Source organism: Arthrobacter glycogeni (assembly GCF_054511155.1).
In genome coordinates this window covers 1-14,405 of record NZ_JBTNDE010000018.1, presented here as the reverse complement: position 1 = coordinate 14,405, position 14,405 = coordinate 1, and the positions used below count along the sequence as shown (strand labels likewise).

Annotated in this window: 14 protein-coding genes and 1 pseudogene; 3 read left to right on the top strand and 12 right to left on the bottom strand. The window is 64.9% G+C overall.

The window, feature by feature from the left end:
• Positions 1 to 176: 176 nt before the first annotated feature.
• The 9 genes from ACX80O_RS12590 to ACX80O_RS12550 all read right to left on the bottom strand — a co-directional run bounded on the left by ACX80O_RS12590 (position 177) and on the right by ACX80O_RS12550 (position 9,781).
• A complete protein-coding gene (locus tag ACX80O_RS12590; protein ID WP_459333656.1) occupies positions 177 to 1,970 on the bottom strand; it encodes a DEAD/DEAH box helicase in 1,794 nt (597 codons plus the stop codon).
• A 2-nt stretch (positions 1,971 to 1,972) separates the two neighbouring features.
• Positions 1,973 to 2,293 carry a hypothetical protein gene (locus ACX80O_RS12585; RefSeq protein WP_459333655.1) on the bottom strand — a complete coding sequence of 107 codons (321 nt, stop codon included), beginning with the start codon at positions 2,291 to 2,293 and terminating at the stop codon, positions 1,973 to 1,975.
• A complete protein-coding gene (locus ACX80O_RS12580) occupies positions 2,284 to 3,405 on the bottom strand; it encodes an MFS transporter (protein WP_459333654.1) in 1,122 nt (373 codons plus the stop codon). The genes ACX80O_RS12585 and ACX80O_RS12580 overlap by 10 nt, the downstream gene beginning before the upstream one ends.
• Positions 3,406 to 3,416: 11 nt before the next feature.
• On the bottom strand, positions 3,417 to 3,740 hold the full coding sequence (locus ACX80O_RS12575) for a DUF3039 domain-containing protein (RefSeq protein WP_459333653.1): 324 nt from the start codon (positions 3,738 to 3,740) through the stop codon (positions 3,417 to 3,419).
• Between the two features lie 50 nt (positions 3,741 to 3,790).
• The gene (gene nagB, locus ACX80O_RS12570) at positions 3,791 to 4,573 is read right to left on the bottom strand and encodes a glucosamine-6-phosphate deaminase (RefSeq protein WP_459307003.1); all 783 of its coding nucleotides are present in this window, start codon (positions 4,571 to 4,573) and stop codon (positions 3,791 to 3,793) included.
• A gap of 22 nt (positions 4,574 to 4,595) precedes the next feature.
• Positions 4,596 to 6,167: a transporter gene (locus tag ACX80O_RS12565; RefSeq protein ID WP_459307005.1), complete on the bottom strand. Its 1,572-nt coding sequence runs from the start codon at positions 6,165 to 6,167 to the stop codon at positions 4,596 to 4,598.
• The gene (locus ACX80O_RS12560; protein WP_459307007.1) at positions 6,149 to 6,961 is read right to left on the bottom strand and encodes an ABC transporter ATP-binding protein; all 813 of its coding nucleotides are present in this window, start codon (positions 6,959 to 6,961) and stop codon (positions 6,149 to 6,151) included. Before ACX80O_RS12560 ends, ACX80O_RS12565 begins: the two co-directional genes overlap by 19 nt.
• 89 nt (positions 6,962 to 7,050) lie before the next feature.
• On the bottom strand, positions 7,051 to 8,034 hold the full coding sequence (locus tag ACX80O_RS12555) for a tetratricopeptide repeat protein (protein WP_459333652.1): 984 nt from the start codon (positions 8,032 to 8,034) through the stop codon (positions 7,051 to 7,053).
• A 52-nt stretch (positions 8,035 to 8,086) separates the two neighbouring features.
• Positions 8,087 to 9,781 carry a DUF8094 domain-containing protein gene (locus ACX80O_RS12550; RefSeq protein ID WP_459333651.1) on the bottom strand — a complete coding sequence of 565 codons (1,695 nt, stop codon included), beginning with the start codon at positions 9,779 to 9,781 and terminating at the stop codon, positions 8,087 to 8,089.
• 244 nt (positions 9,782 to 10,025) lie between these two features.
• Between ACX80O_RS12550 and ACX80O_RS12545 the strand changes: the two genes are divergently transcribed.
• Positions 10,026 to 11,339, top strand: a complete 1,314-nt coding sequence (locus tag ACX80O_RS12545) for an AI-2E family transporter (protein WP_459307012.1) — start codon at positions 10,026 to 10,028, stop codon at positions 11,337 to 11,339.
• Between the two features lie 23 nt (positions 11,340 to 11,362).
• On the opposite strand, the gene ACX80O_RS12540 is transcribed toward ACX80O_RS12545, so the two are convergent.
• Positions 11,363 to 12,154, bottom strand: coding sequence for an alpha/beta hydrolase (locus ACX80O_RS12540; RefSeq protein WP_459333650.1), 792 nt, complete (start codon positions 12,152 to 12,154; stop codon positions 11,363 to 11,365).
• 33 nt (positions 12,155 to 12,187) lie between these two features.
• Positions 12,188 to 12,520 (bottom strand): Rv1322 family protein, encoded by a 333-nt coding sequence (locus ACX80O_RS12535; protein ID WP_459307015.1) that lies wholly within the window; start codon positions 12,518 to 12,520, stop codon positions 12,188 to 12,190.
• A gap of 90 nt (positions 12,521 to 12,610) precedes the next feature.
• On the opposite strand from ACX80O_RS12535, the gene nucS reads away from it, so the two are divergent.
• Entirely contained in the window at positions 12,611 to 13,306 is a 696-nt protein-coding gene (gene nucS / locus ACX80O_RS12530) for an endonuclease NucS (protein WP_459307017.1), read from the top strand.
• A 30-nt stretch (positions 13,307 to 13,336) separates the two neighbouring features.
• Here the strand turns inward: nucS and ACX80O_RS12525 are convergent, their stop codons facing one another.
• Entirely contained in the window at positions 13,337 to 13,738 is a 402-nt protein-coding gene (locus tag ACX80O_RS12525) for a GNAT family N-acetyltransferase (RefSeq protein WP_459333649.1), read from the bottom strand.
• A 478-nt stretch (positions 13,739 to 14,216) separates the two neighbouring features.
• Here ACX80O_RS12525 and ACX80O_RS12520 point away from each other — a divergent pair.
• Positions 14,217 to 14,405, top strand: a pseudogene (locus ACX80O_RS12520) (HNH endonuclease); the annotation flags it as partial.

Below are 14,405 nucleotides of genomic sequence, written 5' to 3'. Positions count from 1 at the left end.
CGCTCCGGCCACTTGCAGACGCGGATCGGTGAGGGAATAAGTCATCGGGGGTCAAGATTTCCCTCACGGATGTCCAGGGCGACCCGGCAGGTCGGAGTTGCTCACCGAAATGGCAGGCCCGACGGCGACCGACCGCGGGCGCGTCCTCACCTCTCGCGCTAGAGCAGCAGCGGCGGCTACTTCTTGCCGATAAACCAGCCCTGCAGCTTCTTCAGCCGCCGTTGGAGCTGGTCCTCGTTGGCCTGGGCCACTGCGGGGCCGCCGCAGGCTTTCCTCAACTCGGTATGCACCACGCCGTGCGGCATCCCTGAACGCGCCGACCACGCCGACACGTTTTTCGCCAACTCACCGCGCAGTTCGGTCAGCATCCGGTGGTCAACAACCAGAGGCTCCGGCGAGGGCGCGGCAGCGACGCCCTTGCATCCGCGCCTCGTCTGCTGTTCCTGCTGGCGTTGGCGTAGCAGGACTCCCACCTGATCGGCGTCGAGCAGCCCGGGGATGCCCAGGAAGTCCTGCTCATCCTCGCTGCCCATTTCACCGCCCGTGCCAAATTCGCCGCCGTCGAACAGCACCCGGTCAAACGACGCCTGGGACTCAAGCGCCTCGAACTTCTGCTTGGTCAACTCGTCGGAGGCCTTCTCGGACCGGTTCGCCTCCTCCATCAGGGCTTCCTCGGGTGCAAGCCCGTCCTCGTCGGTCGCCGGGCGGTCCAGTGCATGGTCCCGCTCCAGTTCCAGCTGGTTGGCCAGGATCATCAGGGTGGGCACCGATGGCAGGAACACCGACGCCGTCTCGCCGCGGCGTCGGGCGCGCACAAAGCGTCCCACCGCCTGGGCGAAGAAGAGGGGCGTTGCTGTCGACGTCGCGTAGACGCCGACGGCTAGCCGCGGCACGTCAACCCCTTCGGAGACCATGCGGACGGCCACCATCCAGCGCTTGTCGCCGGCCGAGTACTCCTCGATCTTCTCGGAGGCCTTGGCATCGTCCGACAGAATCACCGTCGGCGATTCACCGGTGATCTTCTTGAGCAGCCCGGCATAGGCCCTGGCGTCGTCGTGATCGGTGGCGATCACCATCCCACCGGCGTCGGCCACCGTGCGCCGCACCTCGGAGAGCCGCTTGTCCGCCGCCGCGAGGACGGCAGGAATCCACTCACCGGTGGGGTTCAGCGCCGTGCGCCACGCGTGGGCAGTGATGTCCTTGGTAACAGCAGACTCGCCGAGTGACGCGGCCATTTCCTCACCGGCGCTGGTCCGCCACCGCATCTGACCCGAATAGGCCATGAAGATGACCGGGCGCACCACGTGGTCCCGCAGCGCTTCGCCATAACCGTAGGTGTAATCGGACCTGGACCGGCGGATCCCGTCGGCATCGGCCGCGTACTCCACGAAGGGAATGGCAGCGGTGTCCGAACGGAACGGGGTGCCGGTGAGCGCCAGCCGCCGGGTGGCCGGTTCGAAGGCCTCCCGGATGCCGTCCCCCCAGGACAGCGCGTCACCACCGTGGTGGATCTCATCGAGGATCACGAGGGTCCTGGCCGCCTCGGTCTTGGCGCGGTGCAGCATCGGTTTGCTGGCCACCTGGGCGTAGGTCACTGCCACGCCGATGAACCCCTGGCCGTGGCGCCCATCGGCGTTCCGGAAGTTGGGGTCGATGGCCAGACCGATCCGCGCCGCCGCGTCAGCCCACTGCCGTTTCAGGTGGTCGGTGGGGGCAACGATGGTGATCCGGTTGATGGTGCCGCGTTCCACCAGTTCGGTGGCAACGCGCAACGCGAACGTGGTCTTGCCGGCACCTGGGGTTGCCACGGCGAGGAAGTCCTGCGGCCCGGTGCTGAAATATTTGGCGAGCGCCTGCTCCTGCCACTGGCGGAGCTTGGGCGCTGTGCCCCACGCCGCCCGTTCGGGGTACGCCGGCGGTAGAGACGCACCGGTGGCCGGGGCGAGGCCGAAGAGCAGGTTGTTACTCACGCTTAAGAAGAGACCTTTCCATGCCTGGTGGTGTCCGGGCGGGGATCAACCGGATCGTCGGAGACCTCCAGTGTCCCCCTCAAACCGGCAACTATACCGGCAACCGCAAAGAGGCACAGAGCCAGCCAGATCGCAACAAACACGCCGACCTGTCCCGGGTCGGAAGGGTCGCGCAGCAGGGCGAAAAGCCCTCCCGCAATGGTGCTTCCCACCACTCCGCCCAACTGGTCGCTGAGCTGGAGCGACGACGAATTCCGGCCGCGCTCGGGCGCTGGTGAGAGCTTCAACACCAGCACCGACGTGCTGGACAGGGTCAGGCCCATGGCAAAACCGGCGAGGGTCCAGACCAGAACCAGAACGGCACCATCGGGGCTGAGGCGAGCGCCAGCCCGCCAACGCTCATCGACAGGATCGACGCGCCGATCACCAGTAACCATTGCCTGCGGAACGTGACGCGTGCCTGCACGAACGACCCGGCACTCCACCCCAGCGCTCCTGCGCTGAGCGTCAGCCCCGCGGTGGCGGCGTCCATCCCACGGGAGGTCACCAGCATCAACGGAAGGAACGCCTCCGCGCCGAAGAAGGTTGCCGTCACCAGCCCCCGGGTCGCGATGATGCTCGGCAGCCCGCGGGCCAACCGGACCGTGCCTCGGGGCAGCAGCCGGGGAAAGGTCACCGCGGCGGTAACAATCCCGCCGACGGCGAGGACCACCAGCACCACCGACGCCGCGGCGTCCGCCAGACCCTGCGCCGCCAGCCGGTTGACGGCGAACTGGGCCACTAGTACGCCACCCGCGAGCCCCAACCCGGTAAGCGCCCGACGTCGGCCATCACTGCGATTCCCGGCACCCGGCTCGGGCGGCGCGAGCGTAGCGGTTCGCGGCCAGACCAGGGCAAAGGCCGCGAGGACAATCGGTGCGACGCCGAGGAACACCCACCGCCAGGTGACCTCCTCAGCCAGATAGCCTGCCACTGCCGGTCCGATCAGTGACGGCAGCACCCAGGCAGCAGAGAGCCACCCGAAGATTACCGGCTGGCGATGCTGAGGGTAGGCCCCGCCGATAATCACGTAAACGGCCACCACCAGGAAGCCGCCGCCGAGCCCCGAGACGGCCCGTCCGGCAGTAACCAGCCAGAACACCCCGGCCGCACCGGAAACCAGCAGCCCAGCGATCATGAGGGTCATCCCGACGGCGAGCGCGGGGCGGGCGCCAACCCTGTCGCACCAGGTACCAGCGATCACGGTGCCCAGCAGGGAGGCGGTGAGGTACATCGAAAAGGCAAGCCCGTAGCTGGACTCTCCGCCGAGTTCGGCGACGACTGCGGGCATGGCAGTTGCGACTGCCATCGCCTCGAAGGCGGCACAGGTGATGATGGCAATAATGCCGAAGGTCAGCGGCCGCAGGCTAGCCGGTTCCCCAACCACGGGCGACACAGGTGCTTACCTTATTCATCTTTGTTGTCCTTGTCGTCCTTGCCGGGACGCATGCCGTTGTAAATGTCCTTGCACTCGGGGCAGACCGGGAACTTCTGGGGGTCGCGGCCTGGAGTCCAGACCTTGCCGCAGAGCGCGATGACCGGATCCCCGGACAGCGCGGATTCCATGATCTTCTCTTTGCGCACATAGTGGGCGAGGCGTTCGCGATCACCGGGCTCCAGCTCTTCGCGAAGCTCTTCACGCTCGATCGTAGCGGTCGACCCGCCCCGCTGGGGATCGCTGCGCGGGTCATTGCGGGGGTCATTGTCAAAAGGGTCAGCTGGCGTACTCATAGATCCATCCTATCGGTCCCCGGCGGAGCGCGGCCGGTGGCACGGGGTCGTTAGATTCCCTGCCAGGCAGGCTTGTTGGCGTAAGTATGGCGATAGTAGTCGGCGAGTTTCAACCCCGAGGCGGCTGCCTCGTCGATCAGAACCGTGGCATGGGGGTGGAGTTGCAGCACTGACGCCGCGCAGATCGCGGCCACGGGGCCTTCGACAAGGTCGTGGACCGCCCGGGCCTTCTGCGCACCGGTAGCAATCAGCACGACGTGCCGCGCATCCATGATGGTGCCCAGGCCCTGCGTCACCACATGGTGGGGCACGTCGTCGATGCTGTTGAAGAAGCGCGAGTTGTCCTTGCGCGTCTGGTCGACAAGACTTTTGATCCGCGTCCGGGACGCCAGCGAACTGCCTGGTTCGTTGAAACCGATATGGCCGTCGGTGCCCACCCCGAGCAGCTGGAGATCCACTCCGCCCGCCGCGCGAATAGCCTCCTCGAACGCGGCGCAGGCGGCGGGAATGTCCCCGGCGGTACCATCCGGGCCATGAACATTGGTCGGGTTGATGTCGATCCGGTCGGTAAACTCCCTGCGGATCACTTCCCGGTAGGACTGGTGGTGTCCCGCGGGAAGGCCGACGTACTCATCCAGCGCGAACCCCACGACGTCGGCAAAGCTCAGGCCGCCCGAATGGCACCTGTCCACAAGTTCGTCGTAAACCCCCAGCGGCGAGGACCCGGTAGCAAGCCCCAACACCGCTGCCGGCTTCTGCCGGATCAGGGCTTCGATGGCATTCGCCGCCACAGCTGCAATGGCCGACGGATCGGGGAGGATGACAACTTCCATCAAATGTCCTAACCTGTGCGTCCTATTTGTTGACGGACACCGCCTGCAGCAGCTCGGGCGCCCTCCGGTCGTACCATCGTCCGCCCACCTTCACCCCGCCGAGGAGGAAGGCGGTTCCGAGGACACCACCCACCACCAGCGTAAGCCAGCCGAAGGCGCTATTGCCGGTAGCAACGTAGGCAATGGCAAGACCCAGTTCGGGGAGCATCAGGGCGAGCAGGACCAGCCAGCCGATCAACTGGATCGCGAGCATCGAGAAACCTGTGCCCGGTGGGGTCTTCATGGCGCTCTCCCCCGGCAGGGGCACGTTGTAGGTGTACCGCGCCGACACCACACTGGCAAACCCGATCCCGGTCAGCAGGACACCCACCGACAGGCCCAGCATCATCGGTAGGTCCGCGAGGTTGCCGGAGATCCACAGCGGAACCACAGTGAAGACCAGCACTGCCGGAGCCGAGAGCACGCCGACGGCCAGCGCACGGCCTGCCCGGTCGGCCTGCCCGGTCACACCGGTCGAGAGATGAAGCCAGAATGCCGTGTTGTCATACGAAATATCGGCCGAAATGGACCAGGAGAGCAGGAAGGCGATGATCGGTCCCACGAAGTTCAGCGTCGTGTAGTCACCGGATTGGTAGGACCAGAACAGCATCAGCAACGGCACCAGCGGTACGATCACGATCGAGCCCAGGTAGCGCGGATCCCTGGCCCAGTACGTCAACGCGCGGGCAGCGACGGCCCCGGTGGGCGTGGCCGGGAAGCGGCTGAAGAATCCCAGGTTACCGGCGCCTTTGCGGGTGACCGCGTTGTAGGCGGGGGTGACCAGGGCTCGGGCCAGGTTGACCTTCCAGAGCCATGCAAGAGCAGCAAGGGTAGCGATGCCCAGGGCAAACCGGATCGCCGCGGTGAGGTAGGCGCCGTCGGCCACGTCAGCGGGTACCGCCCAGAAGTAGCCCAGTGGCGTCCAGCCCAGGATGACGGCGAGCTCGTTGGCGAAACCCGGAGACTGTTCAAAGCCCGCTGTAATCCCGGCGATGATCGGGCCCAGCAGGATGAGCGGGACCAGCACCACCATGGAACTGACGTCCTTGAACCGGCGGGATGAGGTCAGGGAGATGACCGCCGTGGCGGCAGTGCGCGACGCGACGACGCAAAGCAGCACGGCGAGTACAGCACACACCGCCGCCACTGCAGCGGCGGCGGGATAACGGATCCAGGTTCCGACCTGGGCCAGTGAGGCGAGCAGGGTAATGATCCCGGGGATGCCGATCACGGCGCCAAGGGCCAGGCCTGCCACCAGTTGGCGCATCGGCACGGCGAACGTGACGAAACGGGCTGGGTCCAGGGTCATGTCGATGCCGGCGGAAACCATCGGGACCACGACCCAGCCCAGCACCACGGCCGAGCCACCAATCACCAGCACGTTGCGGATCACAGCCGGATCGGCGGTGCCAAGCACAATCAGTCCAACAACCAACAGCCCCAGCATCCCGAGCCCGTAGATGCCCCCGAGAATCACCCCGATCAGCGCCCAGGTGCTGCGCTTGAAGGAGTTGCGGAGCAGGGTGAGTTTGAGCCTCAGGAGGTGCGCAACCATGTCAGACCCTCCGCCGTGTTCCGGCCGCCCACCAGTTCAACGAACCGGTCCTCAAGGCTGGACCCGCCGCGCACCTCTTCCACCGTGCCGGCAGCAAGCACCGCGCCGGCGGCAATCACCGCGACGTGGTCGCACATCCGCTGCACCAGGTCCATCACGTGGCTGGAAACAATGACTGAACCACCCGAGGAGACATAGCTCTGCAGAATGTCGCGGATGTTGGCTGCGGAGACCGGGTCCACCGATTCGAACGGTTCGTCGAGGACGAGCAGGGACGGCGCGTGGATCAGGGCGGATGCCAACGCTATTTTCTTGGTCATACCGGCTGAATAATCCACCACCAGGGTCCCGGCGTCGTTGGTCAGGTCAAGGGCCCGGAGGAGGTCAGCTACCCGCTCGGCCACCGTGTCGCGGTCCATGCCGCGCAGCAGTCCGGCGTAGGTGACCAGCTGTTCCCCGGTCAAGCGGTCGAAGAGCCGCACGCCGTCGGGCAGGATACCCATCAGCTTCTTGGCTTCCAGGGGCCGCTCCCAGACGTCCACCCCGTGGACCCACACCTGGCCGTGGTCGGGGCGAAGCAGGCCGGTCGCCATCGACAGCATGGTGGTTTTACCCGCCCCGTTGGGCCCCACCAGTCCATAAAAAGATCCGGCCGGAACGTCGAGGTCCACGCCGTTGACGGCAATTTTCTCGCCGAACCGCTTGGCGAGACCCCGGATCACGAGCGCTGGGCTCTCCTGAGCGGCGGGACTGCTGGCGGACCCGGAAGATAAGGGCAGGGTTGGTGAGCTCATGCCTCAACGCTAACAACGCCGGGGGCAACTCCTCGTCATCCAAAGGGACTAAATACCCCCTGCCACGGTCCGTCGGGCGGATGAAACGTCTAGAACAGGGCGCGGGCGAGAGCTCCCCTGGCCTTGGCCACTCGTGGATCGCTGCTGCCGACGACGTCGAACAGCTCGATCAGCCGAACGCGCGCCGCTTCCCGGGGCTCACCGGCTGTCCGCCCGATGAAGGCGACGACCCTGGCGAACCCGTCCTCGACGTGACCGCCGGAGATGTCAAGGTCCGCGACAGCAAGCTGACTCGCGAGCGACTCGGGTTCGTCAGCGGCGCTTTGGCGAATGGCCTCGGCGTCGACGTCCGTGAGCCGTTGCATCAGTTCAACCTGGGCGAGCCCAGCCTTGGCCTCGGTGTCGGCGGGCTGTTCTGCGAGGGCTTGCCGGTAGGCGGCCGCAGCGGCCGGGTAGTCGCCGGCCTCGATAGCGTCGAAGGCAGCCTGGTGGAGAGGCAGCAGGGGTGGCTCCTCGGGAGCCGGTTCCCCCTCGGCCCCTTCGCGCAATGAGCCGGAGACTCCATTGGTATTGGCCACCTTCAGGAGTTCATCAATGAACGAGCGGATCTGGGCCTCCGGCAGTTCACCCTCAAACAATGGGACGGGCTGGCCCTTCAGGACCGCAACGGCTGTCGGCACGGTCTGGGCCTGGAAGGCCTGCGCGATCTGGGGCTGCGCCTCGACGTCCACTTTCGCCAGCAGCACCCGGCCGTCATGCTCGACAGTGATCGCCTCGAGGACGGCGGTGACCCTCGAGGACTCCTCGCTCCAGCTGGCCCTGAGGTCCATGATGACCGGCACCTGTGATGAGAGCTGCACCAGTTGTGGGAAACTTTGCTCCGTCACTTCGACGACGTAGGGACTTCCCGCTCCTGTTACGGCAACCGGTTGAGGCGCTCCCGGCGTCGGTGAGCCACCCTGCTGGGCGGTCCGGGCGGCATCGGCCCGGGCTTTCAAGGCTGACAGGTCAACGGCTCCGTGCAGGTTCATTGACGACGGCGGAAGGGGACCGCGGCTGTTGGGAATACTCATGGTTCCACCCTAATACGTTGGGGTCCTGCTGAAATTACCCGCAGTTCAGTGATTACCGTAGTTCAGCGGAGAGCAGTTGCTGGGCAGCGCCGATCACCGTGACGCGTTCATCGCTATCGGCGGGCGGCACGTACATCATCACCGCCTCGCCATAGCGCACGTCAATGCCCTCATCGGTCGAGGTTTCACCGGTCAGTGCCTCATACACTGTGCCATCGAGGTCAATCGAGTCACCGGCTCCGCGCGGCACGCTGGAATAGGTGTGGTTGAGGTAGCCGAACACCATGGCGCCGCCGTCGCCGGTGGACAGGGCATACGTAAAGTCGGGATCCGCCTCATGCACGAAGGTGATCTTTGCGGAGTCATTATCCGGGTCAGCCACCACGTCGGCCTGGAACGAGGTGACGGCATCCGCGAAGGAGTTCTCTTCGAAGGTAGCGGCGTTGTCGCCGTCGGGCTCGGAAAGGAAATCGGCGATAGCGTTCATGGCGGTCTGGGGCGCCAGAGCTAGCCCGGGGGCTTCGTCGAGGGGTACTTCGGCCACTCCCGCGGCACCGTCCGAGCCGGGGAAGGTGGTGCCGGGAAGCATCTGAATTGCCGCACTGAGGTGATAGTTGGAGCGCGGGTCATCCTGGACCAGCACCAGCGCATGCGGAACCGGGTTGTCTTCAGACTGGGTCAGGGCGACGACGGTGCGGGGCCAGCCGCTCTCCGACGAGACCATCGAGGTCAACACCGGCTCGGCAGCAACCGGGGTCGGCTCCGGGATATCGCTGGTCTGGGACCGGACGTCATAGTTAGCGGTCCGCAGGGCCAGCGCGGCCCCGGCTACCCGTGGCTCCAGCAGTTCCGCGTCGGAGGCCGCATCGCCTTCCGCGACGACGGTCGCCACCGAGGCGAGGATGCGCTCGAGTTGGCCTTCCAGCAACACCGGCGGAGCTTGGTCCTCGGCGGGCTCAGTAGTCGCGGGTTCAGTTGTCGCGGGCTCGGTAGTCGCGGGCCCAGTTGTCGCGGCGTGGGCGAACCCGCCTCCCGATGCGGTCAGTCCGACTACTACAACCGCCACGCTGAAGGGCGCGGCGGTGTTCCGCCGCGACTTGTTACGGGTTTCCATCCGGCGCTGATGGGCGCGGGAACCCTCCACCGTGGGGCGGCTCTTGCGCTTGGGAGTCACGAGGAACACGGCAATACCGAGCACCACTGCCAGCGCGCCCAGCACCATCAACGGCACAGCCCAGACGGTAGTCGCGTCGTTCGGCCAGGTGACGGAAATATCGGTGGGAGCGGGGTTCTCCCCATCGGCGGCCAGCAAAATTGACCATTCACCGTCAGCCGGATCCAGCCAGCGGTGGGTCACGCTGCCGTCGGCGGTTTCCTCGCTGGTCCAGAGGTCGGAACCGCTGGGGTTCGGGACTGCCTGCTCGCCGTCGGTGAACGTAGTTTCCAGACCAGCCTCGTCAATGGCCGTCACTCGAAGATGCGCTGCGTCGCCTACCCACGCGTCGACGTCCCCGGCGCGGCCTACCGCCAGGGTAAAGGTGCCCTCGGCGCGTACCGTGATATCGACGTCGTCGGCGTCGGGAGCCTTGGCGTCGGCGTCGATCACCGTCACCGGGCCGCTCTGCGACCCGGCCGGTACGGTTGCCGTCACGGTCTCCGGAGGAGACCAGAAGGTGAGCTGCCCAATGCCCACGAGCATCAACAGCACACCGATCACCAGGGCGGGGACTGCAAACTTCAAACGCACTCAAATACCTATCGTTGCTCGTGGGCTTGTCTAGCGTCCCATCGTAACGAACTTCGCGGATGCGGCAGGAATCTGTGGAGGGCGTCGCTAGTGCTGTAGTGCTCTGCTGCGTTGCTACACGGCGCGGGGCGCGCTTCACTGCGAGGCAAGTCCTCAGTAGGCTGTTAGTGTTTCGCTAACCTTGCTAACGAGGCGTGGAATCCTACCGCCAGCCGCATGCTCTATTGGGAAAGCAGAATAACGCGTGAGTAATAACCAGGATGTCCCGGCCGGCGAGCCCCTCCCCCGTCCCGCCGCTTCGATCAACGAACCAGCCGCCGAATCGGCGGGTACTCCTGAAGACGCGCCGCAAAGCGGCCTGATACGGACGATCTTCCGCGGACTCCGCCGGCCGATCCCCGGTGCACAACCGCGGCTCCGGTTTGAGTTCCCGCCGGAGCGTATTCCGGCCCCGGTACCCACCGACGCTGATGTTTCCCTTGGCGACGACCGGCTGATGTTCGGCAACTCCGAACCCCGCTCCATGCGCCACCACCCGATCCACTTTGGTTTCATGGGAACCGTCGGCGTCGGGTTGGCGCTGCTCGCCTATTTCATGATTACCAACGTCGGTCAGCTGCTCCTCTGGATTGGCGCTGCGATGTTCATCGCACTGGGGCTGGACCCCATTGTCCGGTGGCTGGAAAAGAAGCGGGTTCCGCGCCCGGCAGGAATTGCCGTTGCCCTGCTGCTCCTCGCGAGCGTCGTGGCTGCCTTTTTTGCCACCCTGATTCCCACGATCGTGAACCAAACCAGTCAATTTGTTGACCGGGCGCCGGGCTTTGTTGACAATTTCCTCAACTCGGAGTTCTTCCAGACCGTGGATGAGCAGTTTCAGGTCAGGGAGCGGGTCACCGAGGAAGTGAACAACTTCTTCAACAACTCGGAGGCAGTGGGCGGCATTTTCGGCGACGTGCTCGGTGTTGGCACCGTCATTGTGAACAGCTTGTTCGGGACCTTGATTGTCCTGGTCCTGACCCTTTATTTCCTGTCTTCGCTCCCAGCGATGAAAAAGTGGGCCTACCGGCTGGCCCCGCGTTCGCGCCGTCCGAGGGTCGAATCGCTGGCAGAGGAAATTACCAGCAGCGTCGGCAACTACGTGATCGGCCAGGCCTGTGTAGCGCTGCTCAACGCGATCTTTGCCTTCATTTTCATGACCATCGCGCAGGTGCCGTTCTCGGTGCTGCTGGCGTTCGTCGTCGTGATGCTTGCTTTCATCCCTTTGGTGGGGGCCCTGATCGCTGCAATGATCGTGACCCTGGTGGCGCTCACCGCTGGCTGGCAAACCGCACTGCTTTTTGCAGTGCTGTACCTGGCCTATCTGCAGGTCGAGGCGTACTTCATCTCGCCGCGCATCATGCAGCGTGCCGTTGCGGTGCCCGGGTCGGTGGCGGTTATTGCGGTAATCGCTGGCGGAAGCCTGCTTGGCGTCCTGGGCGCACTCATCGCCATCCCGACGGCCGCGGCTGTGATGCTGTTGTTGAAAGAAGTGTTCATCGCCCGTCAGGACAGCCAATAACTCTCCGGCGGAGCTGCCGGATCCTAGGACGCAGTGGCCGCTTGCCCGGTCCAGGTCGTCGGTAGCGGCCTGGACGTACCGGGAAGAACGGTGTCGGTGATCTCGTCGAGGACGCGGCTGGCGTACTTCTCCCCGACCCACAGGTGCTTGGCGCCGTCGACGCCGACGACGTCCGCCTGGGGCACTCGCGCAAACCGCTGTGCCGCCTCCGCGGGCTGCAAGTAGTCGTCGTGCTCGGGGACCAGCACCCTAAGCGGCAACCCGGAGGTCGCCCAAGCATTAAGATCCTCGTCCCCCGCGCGGTGCAGCGGCGGTGAGAGAAGGACCGCACCCTGAATCGCCGACGCGATGGGCTCGGTGGCTCCGTACTTCAGGCACAGCTCGGTACCGAAGGACCAGCCCACCAGCCAGATGTTCTCCGGGTGACGGTCGGCGGCCCAGGCGACGGCAGCCTCGATATCCGCTCGCTCCGCGGCTCCGCCATCAAAGTCACCCTCACTGCAGCCGCGGGGCGAGCAGGTACCCCGCGTGTTGAATCGCAGCACAGCGATGTCGGCCAGCGCAGGCAGCCTAAAGGAGGCCTTGCGGAACACATGCGAGTCCATGAATCCACCGGCGGTCGGCAACGGGTGCATGGTCACGAGGGTGGCCAAGGGCTTCCTGCCGACTGGCTCGGCGAATTCGCCCACCAGGGTCAACCCGTCGGCCGTCCGCAGCTCAATGTCGGTGCGGACCGCCGGAAGGACCGTCGCTGCCCTGATGTCCATGGGTCCGTCAGAATCAGTGAACTCATAACGAGTTGCGGTGGAAGTCATCGTTTCAGTCTAGGGGGAACTGCCGGAGGCCGCTCAGTAGCGGTAGCTGCGCGATCGCCAACAGTTCACGTGCCAGTGCCGTCGGCCGGCCAGGCCCGCGGCGGCTCCGAACAGGGAGTCTTCCTGCCACACCACGAGGTGCGCCAGGCCGGGCGGGATCACCCGATGACAGCCGGGGCAGACATAGTCTTTGGCGGCGTTGCGTTCGGTGATCCGCCGGACCGACCATTCGCCGTCGGGAGCGCTTTCCCGAGCGGGGATTCCTGCCCGCGCCCGCTCCAGATCTATCTCGGGCACTGGTCCCGCCTTGCGTCCAGGCTGCGCTGACGGGGTCCCGGGGCGGCGGGGACGGTTGGAGCGAGGCATGCATCAAGTCTGCCCGAAGAATCGATCGGTTGGCTCACCGGGCTCCTGACGGTGGAAAGGCAACGGGAGCCAGACCGGTAAAGTGCAAGGGTGCGTTTAGTTATAGCCCAGTGTTCAGTCGATTACATCGGCCGCCTCCGAGCCCACCTACCCCTGGCTACCCGATTGCTGATGGTGAAAGCGGACGGATCCGTGTTGGTTCACTCCGACGGCGGCTCCTACAAGCCTCTCAACTGGATGAGCCCGCCGGCGTCGCTGCGCATCATCACCCCCGACGGGGCTGACACCGAGCTGGGCGTGACCGAGGTGTGGAACGTCCAGCATGCAAAGAGCGACGACCGCCTCGTCATCAATATCCACGAGCTGATCCATGAGTCTTCCCACGATCTCGGTGTTGATCCTGGTCTGGTCAAAGACGGTGTCGAGGCGGATCTGCAGCGTCTCCTCGCCGAGCAGATCCACCTGCTCGGGGCCGGTTTCACCCTGGTTCGCCGTGAATACATGACAGCCATCGGACCGGTGGACATTCTCGCACGCGATTCGACGGGAGCCACAGTGGCGGTCGAGTTGAAGCGCCGTGGCGACATCGACGGCGTTGAACAACTGACCCGGTATCTTGAACTGCTCAATCGGGATCCGCTGATGTCGCCGGTACGCGGCGTTTTTGCGGCGCAGCAGATCAAACCGCAGGCCCGGGTGCTTGCGCTGGATCGGGGCATCGAGTGTCTCACCCTTGACTACGACATGATGCGGGGCGTCGACGACGTCGAATCGCGGCTCTTCTAGGGTTTTTCGCCCGGGCTTTGCTAGCTTTTGCTATGACTTTTGCGGGTCGGCGTCCTTATTCACATCGCTGGCAGCCATTTCGAAGATGATCTCCAATCCATCGTTATCGTCCCACTGCTCACCGACCGCCGTGAACCCATAGCCCCGAACAAGCGCGCGGGACGCATGATTGTTGGGACTGATCGTTGCACGAATGGTTTGGACGGCCGGGTGGGCCTTGGCGACGGCGAGCAGCCTTTCGAGGGCTTGCCGGGCGTAGCCTCTTCTACGGTGCAGTGGGTCGATTCTGTATCCGACTTCAACAATTCCACCTCCATCGGGTGGCCCGTGAAAACCCGCCAGTCCAACCGGGGCGGCAAAGCCTTGAACGACCACGAGCCTGGTGATCCATGGGGCATCCGCTGGGGCTGCGGCAATCTGGACACTCCGCATTCGCCACAGACCTGCGCACTCGTCGCCCCTCAAGTACAGGGTTAGAGGGGGATCGCTTTCTGGGCCGATCGTGCCCTGAGCTAACCCATGCAACAAGGGTGCCGGAACGGGGACAAGTAAGAGGTTTGATCGTCCGGGTTCCGGGTGCTGCCATGGTCGGCCAAGAGCTGCGACACGCACATCTTTGCAGACGCCGGGCCTGGAGGGCCGCGTGATCAACACCATCGATGGTCTCGAATCCTGTCCACACCAGTTCCTGAGGCATCTGTGATTGGCTTTGTCATGGGGTCCGCGTTGACCCGTGCCTTGGCACATCTTCAGCCCACCGGAGGTCTTTCCGTAAGGCTCCCAACGTGTTTGCAACCATCCAGAAGTCATCCTTGAGCTCCTTCCTCGTGTTCGAAGGTTTGTTCGAGAGATTTATCCACATAAGGCGGTCAGTCCTCGAAATGTCAGGGCGGTTTGGGACAATTGAGGTATGGACGGAAGCGCAGCTCCAGCGTTGATTTGGAAGGGATTTCCCCTCCCGGTGACGGCTCAACGTGGAGCATTTAGCGCCGGGTCCGCCACTGTTCCGGGGTCCTACCGTGTTCCGGGGGTTGGGGCTGTCGCTGATGGTGGGATCCGGGTGTTGCTCGACGCCTTGAAGGCACTGAGGCCGGCTATG

What these genes read in the sequence shown, in the direction of transcription:
- ACX80O_RS12585 (WP_459333655.1), bottom strand. Translation starts at nt 2,293, where the DNA reads ATGGGCCTGACCCTGTCCAGCACGTCGGTGCTGGTGTTGAAGCTCTCA.
- ACX80O_RS12575 (WP_459333653.1), bottom strand. Translation starts at nt 3,740, where the DNA reads ATGAGTACGCCAGCTGACCCTTTTGACAATGACCCCCGCAATGACCCG.
- nagB (WP_459307003.1), bottom strand. Translation starts at nt 4,573, where the DNA reads ATGGAAGTTGTCATCCTCCCCGATCCGTCGGCCATTGCAGCTGTGGCG.
- ACX80O_RS12565 (WP_459307005.1), bottom strand. Translation starts at nt 6,167, where the DNA reads ATGGTTGCGCACCTCCTGAGGCTCAAACTCACCCTGCTCCGCAACTCC.
- ACX80O_RS12560 (WP_459307007.1), bottom strand. Translation starts at nt 6,961, where the DNA reads ATGAGCTCACCAACCCTGCCCTTATCTTCCGGGTCCGCCAGCAGTCCC.
- ACX80O_RS12555 (WP_459333652.1), bottom strand. Translation starts at nt 8,034, where the DNA reads ATGAGTATTCCCAACAGCCGCGGTCCCCTTCCGCCGTCGTCAATGAAC.
- ACX80O_RS12540 (WP_459333650.1), bottom strand. Translation starts at nt 12,154, where the DNA reads ATGACTTCCACCGCAACTCGTTATGAGTTCACTGATTCTGACGGACCC.
- ACX80O_RS12535 (WP_459307015.1), bottom strand. Translation starts at nt 12,520, where the DNA reads ATGCCTCGCTCCAACCGTCCCCGCCGCCCCGGGACCCCGTCAGCGCAG.
- ACX80O_RS12525 (WP_459333649.1), bottom strand. Translation starts at nt 13,738, where the DNA reads ATGCGGAGTGTCCAGATTGCCGCAGCCCCAGCGGATGCCCCATGGATC.